20 protein-coding genes, 1 tRNA gene and 1 riboswitch are annotated in these 23,574 nt (G+C 63.3%); of the genes, 8 read left to right on the top strand and 13 right to left on the bottom strand.

Going from position 1 to position 23,574, the window contains the following annotated elements; genetic code table 11:
- Positions 1 to 110 precede the first annotated feature (110 nt).
- The 7 genes from galU to ACQKI2_RS04660 form a co-directional block, all read right to left on the bottom strand.
- Positions 111 to 983 (bottom strand): UTP--glucose-1-phosphate uridylyltransferase GalU, encoded by an 873-nt coding sequence (galU, locus tag ACQKI2_RS04690; protein WP_427378547.1) that lies wholly within the window; start codon positions 981 to 983, stop codon positions 111 to 113.
- A 96-nt stretch (positions 984 to 1,079) separates the two neighbouring features.
- On the bottom strand, positions 1,080 to 1,322 hold the full coding sequence (locus tag ACQKI2_RS04685; RefSeq protein ID WP_427378546.1) for a hypothetical protein: 243 nt from the start codon (positions 1,320 to 1,322) through the stop codon (positions 1,080 to 1,082).
- Between the two features lie 118 nt (positions 1,323 to 1,440).
- Positions 1,441 to 2,190, bottom strand: coding sequence for an ABC transporter ATP-binding protein (locus ACQKI2_RS04680; protein WP_427378545.1), 750 nt, complete (start codon positions 2,188 to 2,190; stop codon positions 1,441 to 1,443).
- The gene (locus ACQKI2_RS04675) at positions 2,187 to 3,170 is read right to left on the bottom strand and encodes a FecCD family ABC transporter permease (protein WP_427378544.1); all 984 of its coding nucleotides are present in this window, start codon (positions 3,168 to 3,170) and stop codon (positions 2,187 to 2,189) included. Before ACQKI2_RS04675 ends, ACQKI2_RS04680 begins: the two co-directional genes overlap by 4 nt.
- Complete coding sequence (locus tag ACQKI2_RS04670; protein ID WP_427378543.1) at positions 3,167 to 3,964, bottom strand: ABC transporter substrate-binding protein; 798 nt, start codon at positions 3,962 to 3,964, stop codon at positions 3,167 to 3,169. Before ACQKI2_RS04670 ends, ACQKI2_RS04675 begins: the two co-directional genes overlap by 4 nt.
- A complete protein-coding gene (locus tag ACQKI2_RS04665) occupies positions 3,961 to 5,811 on the bottom strand; it encodes a TonB-dependent receptor plug domain-containing protein (RefSeq protein WP_427378542.1) in 1,851 nt (616 codons plus the stop codon). The genes ACQKI2_RS04670 and ACQKI2_RS04665 overlap by 4 nt, the downstream gene beginning before the upstream one ends.
- A gap of 118 nt (positions 5,812 to 5,929) precedes the next feature.
- Positions 5,930 to 6,117: riboswitch (cobalamin riboswitch) on the bottom strand.
- Between the two features lie 213 nt (positions 6,118 to 6,330).
- Positions 6,331 to 7,098, bottom strand: a complete 768-nt coding sequence (locus ACQKI2_RS04660; protein ID WP_427378541.1) for an SDR family NAD(P)-dependent oxidoreductase — start codon at positions 7,096 to 7,098, stop codon at positions 6,331 to 6,333.
- Between the two features lie 59 nt (positions 7,099 to 7,157).
- Between ACQKI2_RS04660 and ACQKI2_RS04655 the strand changes: the two genes are divergently transcribed.
- Genes ACQKI2_RS04655 through ACQKI2_RS04645 form a run of 3 tightly spaced genes read left to right on the top strand, consistent with a single transcriptional unit; the run spans position 7,158 to position 10,075 of the window.
- A complete protein-coding gene (locus tag ACQKI2_RS04655; RefSeq protein WP_427378540.1) occupies positions 7,158 to 8,285 on the top strand; it encodes a Re/Si-specific NAD(P)(+) transhydrogenase subunit alpha in 1,128 nt (375 codons plus the stop codon).
- Positions 8,282 to 8,653 (top strand): proton-translocating transhydrogenase family protein, encoded by a 372-nt coding sequence (locus ACQKI2_RS04650; RefSeq protein WP_370454411.1) that lies wholly within the window; start codon positions 8,282 to 8,284, stop codon positions 8,651 to 8,653. The genes ACQKI2_RS04655 and ACQKI2_RS04650 overlap by 4 nt, the downstream gene beginning before the upstream one ends.
- A 3-nt stretch (positions 8,654 to 8,656) precedes the next feature.
- Positions 8,657 to 10,075, top strand: a complete 1,419-nt coding sequence (locus ACQKI2_RS04645) for an NAD(P)(+) transhydrogenase (Re/Si-specific) subunit beta (protein ID WP_427378539.1) — start codon at positions 8,657 to 8,659, stop codon at positions 10,073 to 10,075.
- A 278-nt stretch (positions 10,076 to 10,353) separates the two neighbouring features.
- Here ACQKI2_RS04645 and ACQKI2_RS04640 read toward each other — a convergent pair whose 3' ends face one another.
- A complete protein-coding gene (locus ACQKI2_RS04640; protein WP_427378538.1) occupies positions 10,354 to 11,193 on the bottom strand; it encodes an LD-carboxypeptidase in 840 nt (279 codons plus the stop codon).
- Positions 11,194 to 11,937: 744 nt separating this feature from the next.
- Between ACQKI2_RS04640 and ACQKI2_RS04635 the strand changes: the two genes are divergently transcribed.
- On the top strand, positions 11,938 to 13,347 hold the full coding sequence (locus ACQKI2_RS04635; protein ID WP_427378537.1) for a Mur ligase family protein: 1,410 nt from the start codon (positions 11,938 to 11,940) through the stop codon (positions 13,345 to 13,347).
- An 80-nt stretch (positions 13,348 to 13,427) separates the two neighbouring features.
- On the opposite strand, the gene ACQKI2_RS04630 is transcribed toward ACQKI2_RS04635, so the two are convergent.
- The gene (locus tag ACQKI2_RS04630) at positions 13,428 to 14,192 is read right to left on the bottom strand and encodes a helix-turn-helix transcriptional regulator (RefSeq protein ID WP_427378536.1); all 765 of its coding nucleotides are present in this window, start codon (positions 14,190 to 14,192) and stop codon (positions 13,428 to 13,430) included.
- Between the two features lie 95 nt (positions 14,193 to 14,287).
- On the opposite strand from ACQKI2_RS04630, the gene ACQKI2_RS04625 reads away from it, so the two are divergent.
- The 3 genes from ACQKI2_RS04625 (at position 14,288) to ACQKI2_RS04615 (ending at position 19,088) form a co-directional block, all read left to right on the top strand.
- Complete coding sequence (locus ACQKI2_RS04625; protein WP_427378535.1) at positions 14,288 to 15,463, top strand: acyl-CoA dehydrogenase family protein; 1,176 nt, start codon at positions 14,288 to 14,290, stop codon at positions 15,461 to 15,463.
- A 292-nt stretch (positions 15,464 to 15,755) separates the two neighbouring features.
- A complete protein-coding gene (locus tag ACQKI2_RS04620; RefSeq protein ID WP_427378534.1) occupies positions 15,756 to 17,828 on the top strand; it encodes a catalase in 2,073 nt (690 codons plus the stop codon).
- A 27-nt stretch (positions 17,829 to 17,855) separates the two neighbouring features.
- The gene (locus ACQKI2_RS04615) at positions 17,856 to 19,088 is read left to right on the top strand and encodes an NAD(P)/FAD-dependent oxidoreductase (protein ID WP_427378661.1); all 1,233 of its coding nucleotides are present in this window, start codon (positions 17,856 to 17,858) and stop codon (positions 19,086 to 19,088) included.
- 70 nt (positions 19,089 to 19,158) lie between these two features.
- Here the strand turns inward: ACQKI2_RS04615 and ACQKI2_RS04610 are convergent.
- A tRNA-Lys gene (locus ACQKI2_RS04610) sits at positions 19,159 to 19,234 on the bottom strand.
- A 114-nt stretch (positions 19,235 to 19,348) separates the two neighbouring features.
- Between ACQKI2_RS04610 and ACQKI2_RS04605 the strand changes: the two genes are divergently transcribed.
- Positions 19,349 to 19,960, top strand: coding sequence for a hypothetical protein (locus ACQKI2_RS04605; protein WP_427378533.1), 612 nt, complete (start codon positions 19,349 to 19,351; stop codon positions 19,958 to 19,960).
- A 10-nt stretch (positions 19,961 to 19,970) separates the two neighbouring features.
- Here ACQKI2_RS04605 and tgt read toward each other — a convergent pair whose 3' ends face one another.
- The 3 genes from tgt to ACQKI2_RS04590 all read right to left on the bottom strand — a co-directional run bounded on the left by tgt (position 19,971) and on the right by ACQKI2_RS04590 (position 23,529).
- Positions 19,971 to 21,110: a tRNA guanosine(34) transglycosylase Tgt gene (gene tgt, locus ACQKI2_RS04600; RefSeq protein ID WP_427378532.1), complete on the bottom strand. Its 1,140-nt coding sequence runs from the start codon at positions 21,108 to 21,110 to the stop codon at positions 19,971 to 19,973.
- 284 nt (positions 21,111 to 21,394) lie between these two features.
- Entirely contained in the window at positions 21,395 to 22,537 is a 1,143-nt protein-coding gene (locus tag ACQKI2_RS04595) for a serine hydrolase domain-containing protein (RefSeq protein ID WP_427378531.1), read from the bottom strand.
- Between the two features lie 104 nt (positions 22,538 to 22,641).
- Positions 22,642 to 23,529, bottom strand: a complete 888-nt coding sequence (locus ACQKI2_RS04590; protein ID WP_427378530.1) for a division plane positioning ATPase MipZ — start codon at positions 23,527 to 23,529, stop codon at positions 22,642 to 22,644.
- Positions 23,530 to 23,574: the final 45 nt, after the last annotated feature.

Genomic DNA, 23,574 nt, shown 5'->3' with positions numbered 1-23,574 from the left:
CCAGCGCACCATCAAATGCCGGTAATTGACATAACAGGTCTTGCTAGCGTGTTTGTTTTCCAATGCGGACGTTAGCCGAAACCAATGCAGACGAGACGCTCTCGAACAGCCTAAAGCCCCTGCGCCGTCTTCTTCACCAGCGCCCTGGCAAACTCTGCCGTGTCCGGATTATCCAGCGCATGGGCCAGAACGGCGTCGAAATAGCCGGTCTTGTTGCCGCAATCATGCACGCTGCCTTCAAACTCGTAGGCGTAGAAATCCTGGATCTCCATCAGCTTGGCCATGGAATCGGTCAGCTGGATCTCCCCGCCTGCGCCCGCGCCCTGCTTTTCCAGAAGGCCAAAGATTTCCGGCTGGAGAATGTAGCGGCCCGTGATGGCAAGGTTGGAAGGCGCGCTCTCGCGCGGCGGCTTCTCCACCATGCCGGACATCTTGATGAGACGCCCCTCGCGCGAAACCGGCGCAATCACGCCATAGGAAGACACCCGCTCTTGCGGAACCGGGTCTACCGCGATCACATTGCCGCCCACCTTGTCATAGGCGTCGATCATCTGTTTGAGGCTGGAAGGTTTCCCCTTCACGATCACATCGGGCAGCAGCACGGCAAACGGCTCGTTGCCGATCACATCGCGCGCGCACCACACGGCATGGCCAAGCCCCAGCGGCGCCTGCTGGCGCACAAAGCTCGCCGAGCCCGCCGGGAGGCGCGAAGCCTCCACCTGTTTCAGAATGTCGGTCTTGTTCTTCGCGGTCAGTTGGCTTTCCAGTTCATAGGCATGGTCGAAATAGTCCTCGATCGCGCCCTTGCTGCGGCCGGTCACGAACACGATGTGCTCGATCCCCGCTTCCAGCGCCTCGTCCACCACATACTGGATCACCGGCCGGTCAACGACCGGGAGCAACTCCTTGGGGATGGCTTTCGTGGCCGGCAGCACCCGCGTGCCGAGCCCGGCAACGGGAAGAACAGCTTTTCTGACGCGCATGCGCGTAAAACTCCTTTAAACCCGGGAGTGACCTAGCGTCCCATCCTGCCTGTGTCCAGCAAATCGCCCGTGAAGCGAGTGTTAGGTAAAAATCGCTCAGGCCCAGCCCTGGATGACCTGCGCTGCCAGCCATGTCGAAAGCGCAACCACAAGTAACATGGTGAGAATGCGCGTCAGCCGGCTCTCGTTCTGCGGGGTAAAGGCAGCCTCGATACGGGAATGCAGAACGTGAACGGGGGAATGGTGGTCCGTGCGCGCCGGCGCCTCTGCCGTCTCGCTGGCCGGATTGGCCGCGGGCGTTTCCGGTTCCTGATCATGGGGTTTCTTGGCGGCGTTCATGGGGTCACCCTTGGGATCTGTTTGTCCCAGTTTGTCCGGATTTGTCCCAAAACTGGCCTAACATCGCCCTAACGCGGCAGTGAAAATTCCTGATAAAGCTCTGAAATGGCCGGTAATATCAGAGATTTGCGCGTTCCAGCCGCCCGCCCGCGTTTTTCCGCACGCCAAAAACACCCGCCAGCGTCTGCGCTGAAAGCGCCGCCTCCGGCGCGCCATCGGCCACCAGCCTACCGGCCTGCATCACCAGAATGCGCGGGCAAAACCGCGCCGCCAGCTCCAGATCGTGCAGCACGATCAGCAGCGTCCGCCCCGCCTTCGCCTCCGCCGTCAATGCCTGCATCAGGTCCAGCTGATGCGCCACATCCAGCGCCGCACACGGCTCGTCCAGCAACAGTACCGGCGCCGGCGATGCCAGCAGCCGCGCCAGATGCACCCGCGCCTGCTCCCCGCCAGAAAGTGCCTGAAATGACCGTCCGGAAAGATGGGCTGCGTCAGCCTTCTTCAACGCCTCGCGCACGGCTGCCTGGTCGGCCGGCCCCATGCGGTCGAACGGGGCCGGCGCCTGCGCAAACCGACCCAACGCCACCACATCCTCCACCCCCAGGTTCCAGGCCACCGGCCGGGTCTGGGGCAGCCAGGCTAGATGCGTTGCCCGCTCCCGCACGCTCAGCCTATCCGCCGGGGCGCCGCTTATGCGAACCTCACCCTGGCAAGGCACCACACCCGCCAGCGCCTTCAACACCGAACTCTTGCCCGCCCCGTTGGGCCCCACCAGCGCGGCCATCTCGCCATCGTTCAGCCAGAAGGAAACGTCCCGCGCTACATCCCGGCCGTTCAGGGCCACGCTCAGATGCTCCGCCGAAATCATGACGACGCCCTCCCCAGCCGCGCCGCGATCCAGATGAACACCGGCCCGCCCACCAGCGCCGCCGCCACGCCCAGCTTCAGCTCCTGCTGGAAGGGCAGCACACGGATCGCAATATCCGCCACCATCAGGATGATGCCCGCCAGCAGCGCCGACGGGATCAGCAGCCGTTGCGGGTCATGCCGCACGAAAGGCCGGATCACATGCGGCGCCACGATACCGACAAAGCCGATCGTGCCCGCCGTCGCCACGCTCGCGCCCGCCAGCAAGGATGTCCCGCTGATCACCAGCAGGCGGATGCGCCGGGGGTCTGCGCCCAGGCTGGTTGCCGTCTCGTCGCCAAAGCTCAGCGCCCGCAGCCCCGGCCCCGCCAGAAACACCAGCGCCGCACCGGCCACCCATCCCGGCGCGCCCAGCAAAATGTCTGCCCATGAGCGGTTGGCCACCGAGCCCATCATCCAGTTCACCAGGTCTGCCAGGCTGTAAGGGTTCGGCGCCATGTTGAGCGCCAGAGACATCAGCGCCCCGGCAAAACTGGAAAGCCCGATGCCGATCAGCAGCAGCGTCACGCTGCCGGCCCCGCGCATCGCCGCAAACACCAGCAGCAGCGTGGCCACACCTGCGCCCAGAATGGCCGCTACCGGCACAGCAAAGCTGTTCACCGCCGCAAAGCCGAAGAAGATCGCAACCACCGCGCCCAGGGCAGAGAAGGCAGACACGCCCAGCACGCCCGGCTCGGCGAGCGGGTTCTGCAACAGCCCCTGCAACCCTGCCCCCGCCAGCCCCAGCGCTGCGCCTACCGCAAACGCCGCGACCGCGCGCGGCAGGCGTAGCTCCCAGACAATCGCCTGCACACGCGCGTCGCCCTGCCAGACAAGCGCCGCCAGTGCGTCGCCCACCGGCACGGCTGCCGTGCCCACAAGTGCAGAAAGCGCAAACAGCGCGACCGCCACCAGCCCCAGTGCCAGCGTCAAGCGGCTCATCGCGCCGCCTCCAGCGCGGCGGCAATATCGGCCGCCTCATCCGCCACGAACCAGGCGCCGCAGGACACGCGGGACTCGTCCATATCGATCACCTGCGCCTTCGCCATCAGCCGCCGCATCACCGGATGGCGCGAGACAGACCAGCGGTCTGTCGCATCATCATCAAACCCGAAAAACGCCGCCAGCATCAACCCCGGCGGCTCCATCACCAGACTTTCCAGCGGCAGACTTGTCCAGCCCGTTCCGGCATTGGCGTTCTCAAGGCCCGCATGGGTCATGATCGACGCGATCATCGTATCCTTACCTGCGCTCACCCCGCCCGGTGTCACATAAAGCGCCGCCCGCCCGCTCGGCGCAGCCGGCTTCGGCGCTGCCGCCAGAATGGCCTCCGCCCGCGGCCCCTGCCCGATGGCGGCGGCTACCTCACGCAGCAGGTCGCCCGTGCCTTCAACGTCATTTGCATAGCCGATCTGGACCGTGCGGATGCCGAACCGCTGGTAAAGCGCGAGCGCCCGCGCGTCCCCGCCCCAGCTGCGCACGACAACATCCGGGGCGAGCGCGACGACATCTTCCGCCGCCGCGCGCACCTTGGGAATGCCTGCCGCCTTGTCTCTCAGATGGCTGAACTGTCGTTCGCTATCCTTTGAGAGCGCCAGGATCTGCTCCCGGTCTGCCAGCGCCAGCACGAACTGATCGGCGCAATAGTCCAGCGACACAATCGTAGGGCGCGCCGGCTCTGCCGAAGCAAAGCCGGTCAGCCCCATCAGGAGCAAGGCGGCAAGCCTCAGTCTCACTTCAGTTTCAGCCCGACGAACACTCCGGCACCGGGGCCATTGTAGCCGTAGATGTCGGTGGCGGTTTCATCGAAGATGTTCTCGCCGCGCAGGGTCACGGCGATACGCTCCGTCAACGGATATTCCGCCGTGACGGACGCCAGCGTGTAGGCACCCAGCGTAACCGGGCGGGCCGGGAACGGTCCGAAATCCGTGTCGCCCTGATCGCCCACATAGTCGAGCGCCGCGCCCAGGCGCAGACCATCCGGCCTCACCGTCCAGTCAATCGCCAGCGAGGCGGTGGCATCCGGAATGCGGATTTCATCCACGCCGTTATTGTCCTGCGAGTCGAAGAAGGTCGCCTGGCCGGAGACCGCCAGATTTGCCAGCGCCTGCCAGCGCGCCGCCAGTTCAACGCCGCTGCGCTCGCTGTCTGTGGCGCGGTTCGCCGCCGTGGAGGTAAAATCCGGATTGAAGGCGGTATAGATCTCGTTCTCCAGATCGGCATTGAAATAGGTTGCCGAATAGCTGAAGGCGCCAACCGTCTGTTCCCAGCCGATTTCCCAGCTAGTGGACTCTTCCGGCTTCAGATCAGGATTGCCCACGAAGCTGCCAGGGAAGAAACCAAACAGTTCCGTGAACGTTGGGTTTTTCACGCCCGTGCCAACAGAGCCGCGAATGCGCCCGCCCACCTGATCGAACGCATACCCCGCGCCCAGACGCCAGGTGGTCGCATCATCAAACCGGCCCTTATTGTCGTCATGACGCGCCGATGCGGAGAAGTCGAAAGCGCCGGCCGCAATGCGATATTCACCGGCAAAACCAACGGACTCAAACGCCTCAGACGCATCGGTCCCGCCACCATACTGAACGTCGCGGCGATCATAAGTTTCACGCTCATAGTCCACCAGACCGGTCAGCGTGTGGATACCGCTGGTATAGCTCGGCGACCAGGCAAGTTTCGTGCGCTTGCCCTTGGCATCATCCGTCTTTGCCCCGCCGCTGAAATTGTCCCGCTCCACCTGGTTGAAGCTGGCGCGGATCACGTGATCCAGGGGCCCATAAGCGCCCGTCAGCGCGCCGCCGACCAGCCACTGATCTGCCTCGGTGCGATTGTCCGTGTCGTTGAGAAGCCCGTCATAATCCGTATCCGAATCGAATTCAGACTCCGTCTGCCGCGCCAGGCCAACCAGAGACAGCGCCCAGTCCGCCCCCAGATCAAGCTTGCTGGTCAGCAGGCCGGAGAACGCTTCAGATCCATCCTTGCCGCCGCCCGCGCCAGAGGTGTCCACGCCATCGGTCGTAAAGCCGGTAACCGCTGCACCAAAATTTGGCCCGCCAAACCCCGCAGCGCCGCGCACAGTGCCAAAGCTGCCCGCTTCGGCAGAAGCGTTAAACCCTGCTTCCCGCGCCGCCGAAAGCGACACCACGCCGCCAATCGCATCTGATCCGTGGATCGAGGACGCCGCCCCGCGCAGCACTTCGATGCGGCCAACCGGCAGCGCCGTCAGCAGGCCGAAATCTGTCTCACCATTCACCGGATCGGAAATCTCGATGCCTTCAAACAGGACGAGCGTATGGTTAGCCTCGGCCCCGCGCATCCGCACCTGCGTCAAGCCGCCAACGCTTCCCGCGCGGGAAACGGCCACCCCCGGAACAGCGCGCAGCTGGTCTACGGGGTTGGGTGACAGGCGAACGGCCAGATCGTCCGCCGTCAGTACGGATACGGAAGATGTCACGCTGTCGAGTTCAACCGGGCGCAGGCCGGAAATTTCGATGGGATCGAGCACGCGGGCTTCTTCGGCCTGCGCGAGAGAAGCATTGAGAACAAGCGCAGACGCGCCCATGAGGGTAAGTCTGAGGAACATGGGTCCACAGGTCCTTCTTTGGCCGGAGGATGTGCGTTGCCTCCCCGCGGCGGGTTCATGACATGTCGCATGAACGGAAGGGTGCCTTCCGCGGCCCTACGCCTGTTCCCGGACGGCGAGCCAACGACGGCAACAGGCAGGTCTCCTGACTTTGCGGATCATCGCCGGGGTGAGCTGCCTTCCCGGTTTCCCAGTGGCGTATGGCTCTCACGGCTCCCCGCTCACAGTTACGGGCATAGCGCCGGATTCCCACCGGCTTCCCTTTTCACCCGGACTTTACCGGGCACCTGTCGCGTGAAGGCGCTGTAATGCGGATTTTGCGGCGCGGCAAGCAGGGGCATGGATATAGCCGTTCTCCACTCCCTCACCTTTCGTCACGCTCGATGGCCTTCAGGCCATCTGAGCGCCCATCTCCAAACCTCGCCGATAAAGCCAATGGCAAGTTCAGGTGATGGGCACTCAGATGCGCTGCGCGCATCGAGTGTGACGAAGATCCGGATTTGGCCGGAAGCCGTCCTGTTAAAGACTGTTCAACAGGTGGCCGCCATCCACAACGAGCGTCGAGCCGGTCATGAAGCTGCCCGCGTCCGACGCCAGCAGAAGCAGCGGCCCGGCCAGTTCGTTGATGTCGCCGATGCGGCGCATGGCGATCCGGCGGATCATCTGCATGCCCTGCTCGCTGTCGAGGAATTCGTCATTGATCTCGGTCTTGAAATAGCCCGGCGCGATGGCATTCACGCGCACCCCATAACGGGCCATTTCCAGCGCCATCTGGCGGGTCATGTGGTCAACCCCGGCCTTGGAGACGCAATAGGCCGTCGTCATCGCCTGCGGATGGAGGCCGGTGATCGAGGCGATGTTGATGATCGAACCCTTGGCCTTGGCCGCCACCATGGCATTGGCGCCATGCTTGGCCACGCGCCACACGCCGGTGAGATTGGTGTCGATCACCGCGTTCCAGTCTTCCTCACTCATGTCGCGGAACCAGCCTTCGCGCGACATGCCGGAATTGTTGACGATGATGTCGGCGGGCCGGCCAAGCGCTTCCTTGATCGAGTCGAAGGCGGCCACGATGCTGCCGTCATCGGTCACGTCCATCGCCACCGGAAGCGCGTTCCCGCCCTTGCGGTTGATCGCGGCGGCGACCTCTTCCAGACGGTCCATCCGGCGTGCCGCAAGGACAACGGTTGCCCCGGCATCGGACAGAACATGCGCAAAATGGCGCCCCAGACCGCTTGACGCTCCGGTAACCAAAGCCACGCGATTAGCCAGACTAAACATACTCATGCCCTAAACCCTCAAAATAACTATTGCACGGCGCAAAGTTTAACCTAATCCAGAGCGCCATGAAGATATCAGTGCTCAAAGAACGGCGACCCGGCGAGACCCGCGTGGCGGCAACTCCGGAGACAGTCAAGAAGCTAATTGGCCTGGGCCACACGGTCACGGTCGAGGGAGGAGCGGGAACCGTTGCCGGTTTCCTGGACGCAGCCTTTACCGAAGCAGGCGCCAGCATTGCTGGCTCGGCGGCTGAGGCGGCGAAGGGCGCAGACATTGTATTCAAGGTCCGCCGCCCGGAGCCTGGCGAGATCGGGGCTCTGCCCGATGGCGCCGCGCTGATCGCGCTGATGGAGCCCTTCGCCTATCCGGCCGAGGAACTCGCTGCGCTGAACGCAAAGAAAATCGCGGCGCTCTCGATGGAGTTCACGCCCCGAATCACGCGCGCCCAGTCGATGGATGCGCTATCGTCCCAGTCAAACCTGGCCGGCTACCGCGCCGTCATCGAAGGGGCGCAGATCTATGGCCGCGCCATGCCGATGATGATGACGGCAGCCGGCACGGTTGCCCCGGCCAAGGTGTTCATCATGGGCGCCGGTGTGGCCGGCCTCCAGGCCATCGCCACCGCCCGCCGCCTCGGCGCGGTCGTCACGGCAAACGATGTCCGCCCCGCTGCCAAGGAACAGGTCGCCTCGCTCGGCGCCAAGTTCATCGCGGTCGAGGATGACGAGTTCAAAGCGGCCGAAACCTCCGGCGGCTACGCCAAGGAAATGTCGCCGGAATACCAGGCGAAGCAGGCCGCGCTCACCGCCAGCCACATCGCCAAGCAGGATATCGTCGTCACCACGGCGCTGATCCCCGGCCGCCCCGCGCCGGTGCTGATCACCGAAGAAATGGTGCGCTCGATGAAGCCCGGCTCGGTCATCGTCGATATGGCCGTCTCCCAAGGGGGCAACTGCCCCCTGTCGAAAGCCGATGAGATCGTCGATGTGGGCGGCGTGAAGGTGGCTGGTTTCTCAAACCTGCCAGCGCGCCTGCCGGCAGACGCCTCGTCCCTCTACGCCAAAAACCTGCTCGCCTTCATTCCGCTGATCACAGCCGAAGGCGGCGCCCTCACCCTCGACACCGAGGATGAAGTCGTCGTCGCCATGCTGCTCACCCGGAACGGCGCAACCGTTAGCGAAAGGCTGAAGTGATGAAACGCGCTCTTGCCAGCTCCCTTGCCCTTGCCGCCTTCGCGCTCCCGGCCTTTGCCGATGCCGGCGGCATCAACTCCACCGTATTCCTGGCGGCGATCTTCGCGCTCGCCTGCTTTGTCGGCTATTACGTCGTCTGGTCGGTCACCCCCGCGCTGCACACGCCGCTGATGGCCGTGACGAACGCGATTTCGTCCGTGATCGTCGTCGGCGCGCTGGTTGCGGCGGCCGCCCACGGCCTCTCCTCGGAAGGCTGGGTCGCCAAGATCCTCGGCGCCATCGCCGTCGCCCTCGCCAGCGTCAACATCTTCGGCGGCTTCCTGGTCACCCAGCGCATGCTCGCCATGTACAAGAAGAAGGGGAGCTGACCCATGGACCAGTTCCATTCCACCTGGGCGCCCCTGCTCTATCTCGTCTCGGGCATCCTGTTCATCCTCGCCCTGCGCGGCCTTTCCAGCCCGGCCACCAGCCAGAAGGGCAACCGCAACGGCATGATCGGCATGACCATTGCCGTTGCCACCACCATCATCCTGCTCTGGGATTCGCTGGATCCGGCCACCTGGGCCCTGATGATCGGCGCGGTCGCCATCGGCGGCACCATCGGCGCGATCATCGCGCGTAAAATTCCGATGACGGACATGCCCCAGCTCGTCGCGGCCTTCCACTCGCTCGTCGGCCTCGCCGCCGTGCTCGTGGCGTCCGCTGCGCTGTACGCCCCCGGCAGCTTCGGCATCCTCGGCGTCACCGGCATCAAACCCGTCTCGCTGATCGAACTCGGCCTCGGCTCGGCCATCGGCGCGCTCACCTTCACCGGCTCGGTCATCGCCTTCGCAAAGCTCAACGGCAATATGAGCGGCGCGCCGATCCTGCTGCCCGCCCGCCACCTCTTGAACATCGCCCTCGGCGTCGGCATCATCGCCCTCACGGTGATCCTCATCCAGTCCGGCGGCACCGCCCATTGGGCCTTCTGGGGGCTGACGGTTCTGGCGCTGATCCTTGGCATCACGCTGATCATCCCGATTGGCGGGGCAGACATGCCCGTCGTCGTCTCGATGCTGAACTCCTATTCCGGCTGGGCCGCCGCCGCGCTGGGCTTCACGCTCGGCAACTTCGCCCTCATCATCACCGGCGCTCTCGTCGGCTCCTCCGGCGCGATCCTCTCTTACATCATGTGTAAGGGCATGAACCGCTCCTTCATCTCGGTCATCCTCGGCGGCTTCGGCGGCGAGGATGCGGCCGCTGCCGCTGGCGGCGCCCGCGTGGACCGTCCGTACAAGAAGGGCTCGGCAGACGACGCCGCCTTCATCATGAAGAACGCCTCCAAGGTCATCATCGTGCCGGGCTATGGCATGGCGGTCGCCCAGGCCCAGCACGCGCTGAAGGAAATGGCCGAAAAGCTGAAAGCCGAAGGCGTCGAAGTGAAATACGCCATCCACCCCGTCGCGGGCCGGATGCCGGGGCATATGAACGTCCTGCTCGCCGAGGCACAAGTTCCGTATGATGAGGTTTTCGAACTTGAAGACATCAACTCGGAATTCTCCGCCTCGGATGTGGCCTTCGTCATCGGCGCCAACGACGTGACGAACCCGGCGGCAAAGACCGACAAGACCTCGCCGATCTATGGCATGCCCATCCTCGACGTGGAAAACGCCCGCACGGTGCTGTTCATCAAGCGCTCGATGGGCTCGGGCTATGCCGGCATCGAGAACGAGCTGTTCTTCCACGACAACACGATGATGCTCCTGGCCGACGCCAAGAAGATGGTCGAGGATATCGTCAAGGCGCTGTGATCCGGTTACTGCCGGTTGTTGCTTTCGTCACCCTCGATGCGCGCAAGCGCATCTGAGGGCCCATCTCCTCAACTTTCCGTATGCGTAACATTTATGGGCCGTCATCCCGGTTTCGCCAAAGGCGAAGACCGGGACCCAGTCTTTCTTTGCGCTGGGTCCCGGACATTTGCTGCGCAAATTCCGGGATGACGACACACTGATAGCGCCGGGTTCGACGGGTCAGGAGATGGGCCCTCAGACCGGCTGCGCCGGTCGAGGGTGACGAAACGCAGAGAATTTCAAACGCTCGCCGAGTGCGCCCCAAACACCACGATCTTGTTCTCCACATCATGGCCAATATCCGCCCGGCCCAGATACGCAATGCCACCCCGCGCGCACCAGCCCCGCGCAATCTCTTCCTCGTCCTGCCCGAAATCCACATCGTTCACGGGGATCGGCCCGCACCGGCCCAGCCGGATGCCTGCCGCCGCGCGCACCGTCTCGCTGGAGGTCAGCGTGAACATCAGCCGGTCCAGCCGGTAATGATACTCGCCCACGTCCTCGATCAGCAGCGTCACGCCGGTAAGATCAGGCGCATGCACCGTCCCGATCAGACTCGCCAGCACACTGATGTTATAGGCGGCATATTTCCCCGGCGCGCGCGTGCCCGGCTCCACGCCCGCCTCGCCATCTGCCCCGCTCAGAAACCCGATCGCCCGGCGCACCGCCGCCTCGCCGCCCTCGCGCAGAATATCCGCCGGCATCGGCCCATGCGCCACCCGGCCAATCCCCTCCCGCGCCAGCCGCGCCAGCAGGAACCCGGTATCGCTATACCCCATATACGTCTTGCGCCGCGCCGCCTCTCCCAGCCGCTCAAACGCGGTATCCAAGAGCCGGCAAGCCCCATATCCCCCCCGAGCAAACCAGATCGCATCAAGGCTCGGGTTATTGGCAAACTCCACGAAAGCCTCCGCCCGCGCCGCATCCGGCCCGGCGAAATGGCCGTCGCGGAGGAAGCATTGGGGGTGAAAGATGAGGGCTGCGCCCTCGCTCGCCAGCGCGCTCACCCGTTCAGCCATCTTAGTGTCGATCGCCCGCCCCGGCGCGACAATCCCAATGCGTGTCACCTTCGCGCCCATGTCAACCTCCCGGATGTGCCCCCGCAGTTAAACCGGCACTCATGCGAAGTGGAAATGAAATTTGGTGGATGGGCTTCGAGGGATGATTCCCGGCGGAACTTAGAATAGCAACTGATTTGAGGTAGACACTTTCCCGTAAGTGGAAATACTGAAGATGCTTGATCACTTAGCTGTGGGGGACTTCAAAGTGAAACCGCTTGCATACAACACATTCATTACATCTCACGCGCCCGCAATTTGTATTGTGGGACAGTTGTCTCCCCTAGTACCAGCAAGTGCTACCGTTGACTGTTTTGGAAAGAAAGTGCCGTCGCCTTACATGGCTCTGAAAACGGTGCTTGAGAGATGTTTACAACATCCTTGGACATCCGAACCCATTGGAAAAATCGGCATGCGAGTTCTACTGAGCCACGCTGACGACTTAGCCACATTCAAAAAGCTGTTTGCACTTAGCGGTCCAGTTACGCCCACGAAGGCACCTTGCAAAAGTCTATTCACGTTTGCCTACAATGTTCGAGACTACGAAAAGTTTATAAAGCATTTGGGATACAATGCCCCTTTTAGAGCTGCCCCTAAAGCTGCTCGCCCAATGAAGCTTCGGAAGAAGTCGAGTAAGCGTAAGTGATTTTGTCAAAAATCGAATTAAGTGTGGTCGATTGAACCTAATTCTCTCAACTGCGGTTCAATAAAACCGACGCAATCGGCCTGATGCGCCTCGACAATCCGGTGCTATAGACAGTCGCTATGACCTATAAAAATCGCTACTTCTTCTGCGGCATCGGCGGCTCCGGCATGTTGCCGCTCGCGCTCATCCTGCTCGATCAGGGCCACATTATCGAGGGCTCTGACCGCTCGCTGGATCAGGGGCGCACGCCCGCAAAGTTTGACTATCTGCGCAGCAAGGGCATCCGCCTTTTCCCGCAGGATGGCAGCGGCGTGACCCGCCCCGAGCAGGTCGTCGTGGCCTCGGCGGCGGTGGAAGACACCGTGCCCGATATTGCCGCCGCCCTGCGCGTGGGGGCCAAGCGGATGAGCCGGGCGCAGATGCTCTCGGCCCTCTTCAACGCCGCGCCCACGGCCATCGGCGTGGCGGGCACGAGCGGGAAATCCACCACCACCGGCATGATCGCCTGGATCCTTCACAGCGCGGGCAAAAGCCCCACCGTGATGAACGGCGCGGTGATGAAGAATTTCCAGACGCCAGACGCCCTCTTCGCCAGCTCCCTCGTCGGCACCAGCGGCATCTTCGTCTCCGAAGTGGACGAAAGCGACGGCTCGATCGCCGGATACAACCCGCGCGTCGCGGTCGTCTCCAATATCTCGCTCGACCATAAATCCATGGACGAGCTGCGCGCCCTCTTCGGTGGTTTCGCGGCCCGCGCCGAAACGGTGGTGCTGAACCTCGACAATGACGAGACCGCGCGGCTGGCAGCGGATTTCCCGCAAGCGATCACCTACAGCCTCGAGAACCCCGCCGCCCGCCTCACGGCGCGGGACATCGCGCCCGCGCCCACCCACATCACTTTCTCCGTACACGACCAAAAAAGCGGCGGGACCGCTTCCATCCGCCTCGCCACGCCGGGGCGCCACAACGCCTCCAATGCCCTCGCCGCCATTGCCGCCACCCTGGCCTGCGGCGTCACGCTGGCAGAGGCTGCCGAAGCGCTCGCCAGCTTCGCGGGCATCTCCCGCCGCTTCGATGTCATCGGCACGGCAAGCGGTGTCACCGTGATCGATGATTTCGGCCACAACCCGGACAAGATCGCCGCCACCCTGCGCACGGTGAACCAGTTCCCCGGCCGCGTCCTCGTAATGTTCCAGCCCCACGGCTTCGGCCCCCTGCGCAACATGCGCAAGGAATTCGCCGAATGCTTTGCGGAGAATCTGGACCCCGAAGACATCCTCCTGATGCCGGAGCCGGCCTATTTTGGCGGCACGGTGGACCGCTCCGTCGGCAGTCAGGATCTCGCCGCAGACATCCGCGCCCTTGGCCGCCAGGCCGAAGCCCTGGGAGACCGCGCCGCCTGCGGCGCCCGCCTTCTGGAGCTGGCTGAACCCGGCGACCGTATCCTCGTCATGGGCGCACGGGATGACACCCTCACCCTCTTCGCGCAGGAGCTTCTGGCCAGCCTCAAGGCGCGGCCGAAGGGGTAAAAAAACTCCAACGCCGTTGGAGTTTTTGCCCCTCCCGTTGGAGGAATGGTTGGAGTTTTTTGGAGCTTTTGAGGGCGTTTTCAGCCCCCTCCGCCCTGCCCGATATAGCCGAGCGTAGTGGCCAGGCGGATGGTCTGCGAGCGGCCTGAAACGCCGAGCTTGCGGCTGGCATTGGTCATGTGGAAGCGCACCGTGGGGGCCGAAACGCCCATGATGGTGGCGATTTCAGCGTCCGTTTTCCCCGCCGCCGCCCATTTCAGGCACTGCGCTTCGCGGCGGGTAAACTCCACCAGTTCCGTCGCCGCCGCCGGCAGCGCCGCGTCGCGGTAAGCGGAAAGGAAACGCAGCGCCAACAGGTAAAGACCTGCCCCATGCGCCTTGAAAATACGGGAAATATCAGCCGATGCATCGTCCGTCGCCCAGACGATGGCGCCGATGACGCCCATCGGTGAATGGATCGGCGCAATGATCGCCCCCCGCACCCCGTAAGAGCCATAGGCCTCCGGATCGATGCGCTGGTTCACCCCCTCCAGCGCGCGCACCTGCCGCCAGCTGTGCATCTTACCCTGATGATAATAAAAGGGTTCTCCACAAACGCGCACAACGCGGATGATGCCCGCGCGCAGGGCAAAGGCCCGGTCTTTCCAGTAGGCCAGGTTCGGGTCCACCCAGCGGAACACCGTCTCGGCCAGCGGGCGGCCATCATCCCCCACCACCGGCGAGGGGTCTGACAGGTCGGCGCTGACGGCGATGTAAGGCAGGCCAATGTCCCGCCCCGCCTGGTCGATCTCCCGCGCCAGGCGCATGACCTCGCCGAATGCCGGTTCGCGGCCGTCGCTGTCCATCAAAAGGGGCCCTATCAATTCCGTCAGCTTGCCTCGCGCTGGCCCGCTTGCTCAAGCTTCAGAAAAGCCAGAGAAAAAAGCCGGGAGGCGACGCAATGAACCTAGATCTGTCACCGCAGGATATTGAATTTCAGCAAGAAGTGCGAGCCTTCCTCAAGGACAAGCTGACCCCGGAACTGGCCGCTGCCGGGCGTTTGGCCACCAGCGTTTTCATCGAGCCGGAATTCACCCTGCCCTGGCAGCGCATCCTGCATGCGCGCGGCTGGGTGGCGCCGCATTGGCCGAAGGAATATGGCGGGCCGGGCTGGAGCGAGATGCAGCGCTACATCTTCGCCAGCGAGTGCGCCCGCGCAGGCGCGCCGGGGCTGGCGCCGATGGGGCTGGGCATGGTGGGGCCCTGCATCATCGGTTACGGCACGCCGGAACAGAAAGCCCATTACCTGCCGCGGATTCTCTCGGGCGAGGACTATTGGTGCCAGGGCTATTCGGAGCCAGGCTCGGGCTCGGATCTGGCGTCGTTGCAGCTGCGGGCGGAGAGTGATGGCGACGATTACGTGCTGAATGGCACCAAGATCTGGACCACCCATGCCCACCACGCCAACAAGATGTTCTGCCTGGTGCGGACCGATCCGGACGCCAAGCAACAGAAGGGAATTACCTTCCTGCTGCTGGACATGAACACGCCGGGAATCCAGGTGGATCCGATCATCACGCTGGCGGGCGAGCATGAGCTGAACCAGGTGTTCTTCGATGATGTGCGGGTGCCCAAATCCGGGCGTCTGGGAGAGGAGAATGATGGCTGGTCGGTGGCAAAATATCTTTTGGAATTCGAGCGTTCGGGCGGCTCCTCCGCTGGGCTGGAGGCCGGGATTGCGCGGCTGCAACGCTATGTGACGGGGCTGGGCGAGGCAGACCTGATGCGGCGGACGGCGGAGCTGTCCACCCGGCTGGAGGCGATCAAGGGCACAGAGCAGCGCATTCTCTCCGCCGTTTCCAGCGGCAAGCCGCCGGGGCCGGCCGCATCAATGCTTAAGATTCAACGCACTGAGCTGATGCAGGCGGTGGATGAGGTGGCCGTGATGGCCAATGGCCTCTATGCGGGCGTTCACCAGCTGGAGGCGGTTCACCCCCTTTCCAACACCCCGCCGATCGGGCCTGCGGAGCTGGTGACGGCCATGCCGCGCTACCTGAATAACCGGGCCGGGTCGATCTATGGCGGGTCCAATGAGGTGCAGCGGGGGATCATCGCCAAGGGTGTGTTGGGACTTTAGGAGCGTGGCGTAATTTTTTGCCGGAAGGCCCTGAAGGGGGCACCGGCGCCACAAAACCCTGAAAAAACAAGGATATTTTGCGACATTTCCGGTTATCCGGCCGACAGGGCGCGGACACGGCCGGACACTTCCGGACATTTTTGGACAAATCCGGACATCTCCGGACGCCGTTCGGACGGGGCCGGCCAGCCATGGAACGGAACGAACGCTGCCACGTTACCTGCTTATCGGGCACGCCGCACGGCACGGCGGAGCGTGCCGTTTTTCAGAAAAAGCAGGAAGGGAAGCAGCCATGGCACGACGTTCGACACAACCGGGCAAGGGAAATGGCGGGGAGTTGCATCAGACACCTTCGGGAAAATCAGGCCGTCTGACCACCAATCACGGGGTGCCAGTTTCGGACAATCAAAACAGCCTGCGCGCCGGCCCCACAGGCCCTAGCCTGCTTGAAGATTTTGTTCTCAGGGAGAAGATCTTCCACTTCGACCATGAGCGTATCCCGGAGCGGATTGTGCATGCCCGTGGCAGCGCGGCTCATGGCTTTTTCGAGTGTACCGAGGCCATTCCCTCGCTCAGCCGCGCGAGCCTGTTTGCGGAAAAAGGAAAGAGAACACCCGTTTTCACGCGCTTCTCGACAGTGGCCGGGGGTGCAGGCTCGGTGGACACGCCGCGAGATGTGCGGGGATTTGCCGTCAAGTTTTACACCGATGAAGGCAACTGGGATCTGGTGGGCAACAATATCCCCGTCTTCTTCATTCAGGATGCGATCAAATTCCCCGACCTCATCCATTCGGTGAAGATGGAGGCCGACCGGGGATTTCCACAGGCCGCCAGCGCGCACGACACTTTCTGGGACTTCGTATCCCTCATGCCGGAAACCCTGCACACAGTGATCTGGGCCATGTCCGACCGGGCGATTCCCCGGTCATACCGCATGATGCAGGGCTTCGGCGTTCACACGTTCCGGCTGGTGAATGCGAAGGGAAAATCGACCTTCGTGAAATTCCACTGGAAACCAAAACTCGGTGTCCAATCTCTGGTCTGGGACGAGTCCAACAAGCTGCAAGGCGCCGACAATGACTTTCACCGGCGCGACCTGTGGGAGGCGATTGATGCGGGAGACTTCCCTGAATGGGATTTCGGCATCCAGATAATTTCGGACAGGCTGGCGGCAGAGTTGCCCTATAATATTCTGGACCCCACGAAGATCGTTCCGGAAGAAATTGCACCTGTACGGATTATTGGCCGGATGGTGCTTAACCGGAATCCCGATAATCACTTTGCCGAAAACGAGCAGGCAGCCTTCCTGCCCTCGAACGTTGTGCCGGGGATCGATTTTACCAATGATCCCCTTCTTCAGGGCCGGCTCTTCTCATACCTTGATACGCAGAAATCCCGCCTCGGGACGACAAATTTCCATCAGATCCCAATCAACGCGCCGCGGTGTCCGTTTGCAAACATGCAGCGCGACGGGATGATGCAGACACATGTTCACAAGGGCCGCGCGAATTACGAGCCCAACTCCTTGGATGACGCCGGAGAAGACCCTGGTCCGCGCGCATCTGCCGAAGGCTTCCGGACCTATGAGAACAATGCGGAATTCGGCAATGAGCCTTCCGAAAAGCTGCGGGTGCGCGATGAGACCTTTGGGGATCATTATAGCCAGCCGAGGATGTTCTGGCGGTCGCAGACGGAGAATGAACAGGCGCACATCGCCTCAGCCCTGGTGTTCGAGCTGTCCAAAGTAGAGTTGGACCATGTGCGCAAGCGCGTCCTCTCGGTGATCCGGAACATCGATGAAATGCTTGCGCAGCGGGTCGCTGACGGGCTGGGCACGAAACTTCCGGCGGCCGCGCAGCCATTCAAGCCGCCGCTCGACCTGGATCCATCAGACGCGCTCTCTATTCAAAAGAACTGGCAGAAGACGCTGAAGGGCCGAAAGGTGGGTATTCTGTTCTCGGACGGGTCTGACAAGGCCACCATCGAGACCCTGAAAACCGAAATCGAAAGCAAGGGCGGCAGCGTGTTTCTCGTGGCCCCGAAGATCGGCCCGCTGAAAGTCAAAGGGGGATCGCTCAAGGCGGATGGCCAGCTCGCGGGGTCGCCCTCCATGCTGTTTGACGCCGTGGCGATGGTTCTGATGCCGGATGAAGTTGCCAAGCTGATGAAAGAGGCGGCCGCCCGCGATTGGGTGCAAAACGCCTATGCGCATCTCAAGGCCATTGGCTATTGCCCCGGCTCCAAGGCTCTTCTGGAAGACTGCGGACTGGAGTTTGATGACGGCGTGGTGCCGAACGAAAAGTTCGTAAAGGCCGCGCCCCGGCGATACTGGGACCGCGAGCCTGGATTACGTGATCTTGCCTGAGAAGCAAACCGGCCAGAGGCGCGCATGATGAACTCGGAAAAGGATGGGGACACACGCAAGGACAATCTGCGGACGGGAAAACCCTTCTGGCTGACGCAACCCGGAAGTTCTGTGAATTTCAGGGCCGACCCCGGACGGGACCGCGCCGATGTGATCATCGTGGGCGCCGGAATAAGCGGCGCGCTGCTGGCTGAAGCCCTTACGCGAGCCGGCAAGAGCGTGCTGATCCTCGACCGGCGCGCGCCGCTGGCGGGCTCCACCCCCGCTTCGACCGCGATGATCCAGCACGAAATCGACGTTCCGCTCACGGACCTGCGCAAGCAGATGACGCCGCGGACCGCCAACGCGGCCTGGCGCCGATCAGTTCGGGCCGTTTCGGACTTGGTGGACCTTGCTGCGGACCTGAAGATCGACTGCCGGATGCAGGCGAAGCCTGCGCTCTACCTTGCGGGCGACCAGATGGATGGCAAAGCACTGGAGGCAGAGGCAGCGGCACGCCGCAGGATTGGCATTCAGGCAGAGTTTCTGAGCCCCGCCCGCCTGCTGGAAACCTATGGGTTGGAACGGGATGGGGCCATTCTGTCCAACGACTCGGCCAGCGCCAATCCGGCGCAACTTGCCGCCGGCCTGCTTCGGGCCGCCCAGAAGCGCGGCGCCGTGATTGCCGCGCCGGTGGAGGTGAGCGACTTTGCAGAGCTGCCTTCGGGCGTCGCGCTGGCGACAAATGACGGCCGCGTGTTGACGGCCGGCCACGCCGTGTTCTGCACCGGCTATGAGTTTCTCAAACAGATGCAGAGCCCCCGGCACAGAGTGACCTCCACATGGGCCATTGCGACCGGTGAAATCAGCGGCATGCCAGAATGGATGCGCAACACGATCGTATGGGAAGCGTCCGACCCGTATCTCTATTTCAGGGCTGATCCGAGCGGCCGTCTCATAGCGGGCGGAGAAGACGAAGAAACCTCCGACAAGAACACCCGGCATTCGGTTCTGCGGCGGAAGGCGCGGGAAATAGCCTCAAAGCTTGAAGCCCTCACCGGCGTATCGGTCGGCAAACCCGACTATCGCTGGGCCGCGCCCTTTAGTGTGACCGATGACGGCCTGCCCATCATTGACCGGGTGCAAGGGCATGACCGGGTTTATGCCGTCATGGGATTTGGCGGAAACGGCATCACCTTCTCGATGATCGCCGCGCAGATTATCGCCGCCGCCATAGACGGCGGGAGAGACCCGGACGCGCGCCTGTTTGCGCTGAGGTGAACAATCGGGGGCGAAATCACGGCGGCCAGCCAGCACTGAGCGGCTATCTGATTGATAATTCTGGAGAAAATGGTGTGCCCAACAGGGTTCGAACCTGTGACCTACTGATTAAAAGTCAGTTGCTCTACCAGCTGAGCTATGGGCACGACCGGCGGCCTCGAAAGACCGAAGCGGCCATTTAGGCCGGGAGTCGGGGCCGGTCAACACTTCCCTGCACGCGGAGGCTTGATGTGGCCATATTTTTCACATCTGATTGCCGGATGCGACACATTGCACTGTCTTTTCTGGCCGCCCTGATGCTCTCCGCCTGCGCGAGCGGGGGGCAGAATACCTCCGAAAACGGCTCCATGAGCCGCACCATCAGCTCCGCCGCCGGGGATGCGGCCAGCCAGACCCGCGATGGCCTTGCGGGAGCCGCCTCCGCCCCGCTGGATGACTTCAACCTGCGCCGCCGCGAAATTCCACAGCTTCTGGCGGATATGCCCTCTCCCTATGGCCCGGAAGAGGAAATGACCTGCGCGCGGATCGCCATGGACATCATCGAGCTGGACACCGTGCTGGGCCGGGACTGGGACAGCGGCGCGCCGGACGCACGGCTGAACAGCGAGATTCTGGCTGATGAGGCCGCCGATGCTGCGCTGGATACGGTGCGCAATGTATCGACCGGGTGGATCCCCTTCCGGGGCCTGCTGCGCCAGGCGACCGGGGCGCAGAGCCATGAGAAGAAATACAATCAGGCCTTCAAGATCGGCGCGCAGCGGCGGGCGTATCTGAAAGGCTATGGCCAGGCACTGGGCTGCCCGCCGCCAGCCCATCCGGATTTCGGCGCGCTGAAGCTGCTCGAGAAAGACAGCAAGATTCAGTACAAGTAGGGGGCGCCCCCTAGCCTTCCGTTTTGGGTTTTGACTTTGTGTTTTCCCAGCGGGCGCTGAGCTCTGCGCGCAAGGCTTCGAAGCGGCCCTCGGCTATGGCGGCGCGCATCTCTGCCATCAGCGCCTGGAAGAAGGCGGTGTTGTGCCAGGAGAGCAGCATGGGGCCGAGATATTCGCCGGCCTTGAAGAGGTGGTGGAGATAGGCGCGGGTGTAATCCTGGCTGGCCGGGCAGTTGACGGCTTCGTCGAGGGGCCCCATGTCTTCGGCGAATTTGGCGTTGTTGAGGTTGAGCGGGCCATCCCAGGTCCAGGCCTGGCCGTGGCGGCCGGAGCGGGTGGGCAGCACGCAGTCGAACATGTCGATGCCGCGCGCGACGCTTTCGACCAGATCGATCGGTTTGCCGACGCCCATGACATAGCGGGGCATGTGATCGGGAAGATGCGGCACGGTCATGTCGATGGTGGCGCACATCTGGGCGTGGCCTTCGCCAACGGCGAGACCGCCGAGCGCGATGCCGCCGAAGCCCTGGGTGGCGACGCCCTTGGCAGAGCGTTCGCGCAGGTCCGGAAAGTTTGAGCCCTGGATGATGCCGAAGAGGGTTTGCGCCTCGCGGTTGCCGAAGGCATCCAGGCTGCGCTCGCCCCAGCGGAGGGACAGCGCGAGGCTGCGCTCGGCTTCTTCATGCGTACACGGAAAATTCGTGCACTCATCAAGCTGCATGGAGATGTCAGCGCCCAGAAGGTCTGCCTGGATCTCGATGGAGCGGGCGGGGGTTAGGCGGTGCGTGGACCCATCGATATGGCTCTGGAAGGTGACGCCGTCTGCGTCCATCTTGCGGAGCTGGGCTAGGCTCCAGACCTGGAAACCACCGGAGTCTGTCAGCATCGGGCCGCGCCAGCCGGAGAATGTGTGCAGGCCGCCGAGCTTCTTCACGCGCTCGGCGCCGGGGCGGAGCATCAGATGGTAGGTGTTGCCAAGGATGATGTCGGCCCCGGCCCCTTTGACCTGATCCATGTAGAGCGCCTTGACCGTGCCGGCGGTGCCGACGGGCATGAAGGCGGGCGTGCGGATGTCGCCGCGCGGGGTTTTGAGGCGCCCGGTGCGCGCCTTGCCCTCGCGGGCGGCGATTTCAAAGGGGAACGTGGTCATGGGGCGGGCGTATAGGCGCGCGGGGGCGGGAAGCCAAGTGGGGAGGCTGCGCGGGGGGGGGCGGCAGGTTTGGGGGAAAGGGAGCAAGCCCGCTCTATCTTTCGACTTCGCTCAAGATGAGCTTCTGGAGGGTGCAGCCCTCACCTCCCATCGCTTTGCGATGGCCCCCTCCTCTCCCAGAGGGAGAGGGGTTAAGGGGAGCGCAACGCCAAACCCCTCTCCCGCGAAGTGGGAGGTGAGGGCTGCGGCGTTGGCGTTTGTTCCGGAAGTTCCAACCGCACACCTCACCCCGCCATGAACACCTGCCAGGCGGCCATCAGCATGCCGAAGGCGCGCAGGTCGCCGGTGGTGGTGGGGGCCATCTTGTTCATGGCGTAGGCGTAGGTGGCGTGCTGGTCCATGTCGATGACGGCGAGGGAGCCGCCATAGCCGCCCCAGAAGAGGGTGTTGGGGTTCGGAAAATTCGCGACCCCGCCGGGGAGGCCAAAGCCGAGGCCGTAGCGCACCGGGATGCCGAGGATCTTATCATTGCCTTCGATCTGAAGTTCCAGCGCCTTGCGGCAGCCGGCCTCAGACATGATCTGCTTGCCGTTTGCGTAGCCGCCATTGGCAAGGATCGTGTGGACGAGGGCGACCGAGCGGGCGTTGCCTGTGCCGCCTGCGGCCGGGATTTCGGCAGCGCGCCAGGCGCGGGTGCGGGTGTCCAGCGGATTGATGGGCGGATTGGTGGCCATGTTGGCGATGAGCGGGTCTGCCGTGCCCTGCCCCAGCGTGCCGGAGGCCGGCGGGGGCGTGAGATCGGCGACACGGTGATCCTCCGTAGCCGGAAGGCCGATATGGAAGTCCGCGTCCAGCGGCTCTGCAATCTGTTTGCGGAAGACGGTGCCGACGGTTTCGCCCGCCACGCGGCGGATGACTTCACCCACGAGATAGCCCTGCGTCATGGCGTGATAGCCGGGCGCGGTGCCGGGGGTCCAGTAGGGCGCCTGGGCGGCCAGCAGGCTGGTGGCTTTCTCCCAGTCGTAGAGATCTTCGCGGGTGAGCGGCTCTTTCCAGCCCGAGAGGCCGGCCGAGTGGCTCATCAGATGGGCAACGGTGACATCGGCTTTGCCGGCGGCGGCAAATTCCGGCCAGTATTTCGCGACCGGATCTTCAAACTTCAGGGCGCCTTTGTCGGCCAGATAAAGCGCGGTGAGCGCGGTCATCGTCTTGGTGGTGGAATAGACGTTGACGAGCGTGTCCTGCTGCCAGGGCTTTGTCTGTGCCTCATCGGCAAAGCCCGCCCAGATGTCGACCACACGCTTTCCTTCCAGCGTCATGCAGAAAGCCGCGCCATTCTCGCTGCCATTTGCAAAGTTCTGCGCGAAAGCATCCCGGACGGCAGCAAAGCGCGGCTCCACATGCCCTTGGATTTCGGTCTGGCTCATTGGTTTCCCCCAAAAGGATTTGGCCCGGCCTTTTGGCGGGTCCGATTATTCCGGTTTGGGTAGGCCAGCTGTGGATAAGTGGCAAGCGTGACGCGGGGAGACCGTCAGAAGTCGATGCTGGCGCCGGCGAGTTCGGGCAACTGAAGCACGATGACGAGATCGCGCAGTTCCTGGCGGGCGGCCTTGTGGCTCATCGTGAAGGCGACGTTGGAGCCCGCTTCTGTGAGGTCCAAGAGGGTGAGGCCAGCCGGGAAAAGCTCACGGTAGATCACCCGCTCGGAGAGGCCGGGCGCGAGACGGAAGCCGATGCGTTTGGAAAGGTTTTCCAGGGCGCCGCCGACACGCTCCTTATTCCGGGCCGCCAGCGGGGACATCCGGTTACGCATCACCACCCAGTCAATCGGGCGGCGGCTGGTCTGGGCTTTGCGCTTGCGGCAATCCCACACCATTTCGGAATAGAAGCTGGGGCGGAGGACTTCGAGCGTCTGGGGGGTCACGTCGCCCAGCAGGTCGAAATCGACAAAGCTGTCATTGAGCGGCGTGATCAGCGTGTCGGCGCTGCGATGGGCGATGCGGGAGAGGAACGTGTCGCCGCCCGGCGCATCGATGATGATGAAGTCGCAGGTCTGTTTCAGGCGGGCGAGGCCGAATTCGAAGCGTTCGCGCTCTTCTATCTCGGCGCGGTCAAGGTCGCGTTCCTGGCTGGCCTCGACGCGCACGATCTCCGGCATGACGAGCGTGGCGCCGGTGTTCTGGGCCCAGCGGACACGGTTTTCGAGATAGCGGGTGAGCGAGCGCTGACGGACATCCAGATCGATGACACCGACCTTCTTGCCCGTGCGCAGCAGGGAAATGGACAGGTGGATGGAGACGGTGGACTTGCCCGCCCCGCCCTTCTCATTGCCGATCACAATGACACGCGCGTCCCGCGCAGGAGCCTCAAGACCCATACCCGGAACGCGACTGATCTGAGCGACGCCGTCGGCGGGCATCCGGGGAACTCCACAACTCCTCCGGCGGTCAAGCGCCGGTCAAAC

This window comes from Hyphomonas sp. NPDC076881 (assembly GCF_050269995.1).
GTDB lineage: Bacteria > Pseudomonadota > Alphaproteobacteria > Caulobacterales > Hyphomonadaceae > Hyphomonas.
This window is presented reverse-complemented; position numbering and strand designations above follow the sequence as displayed.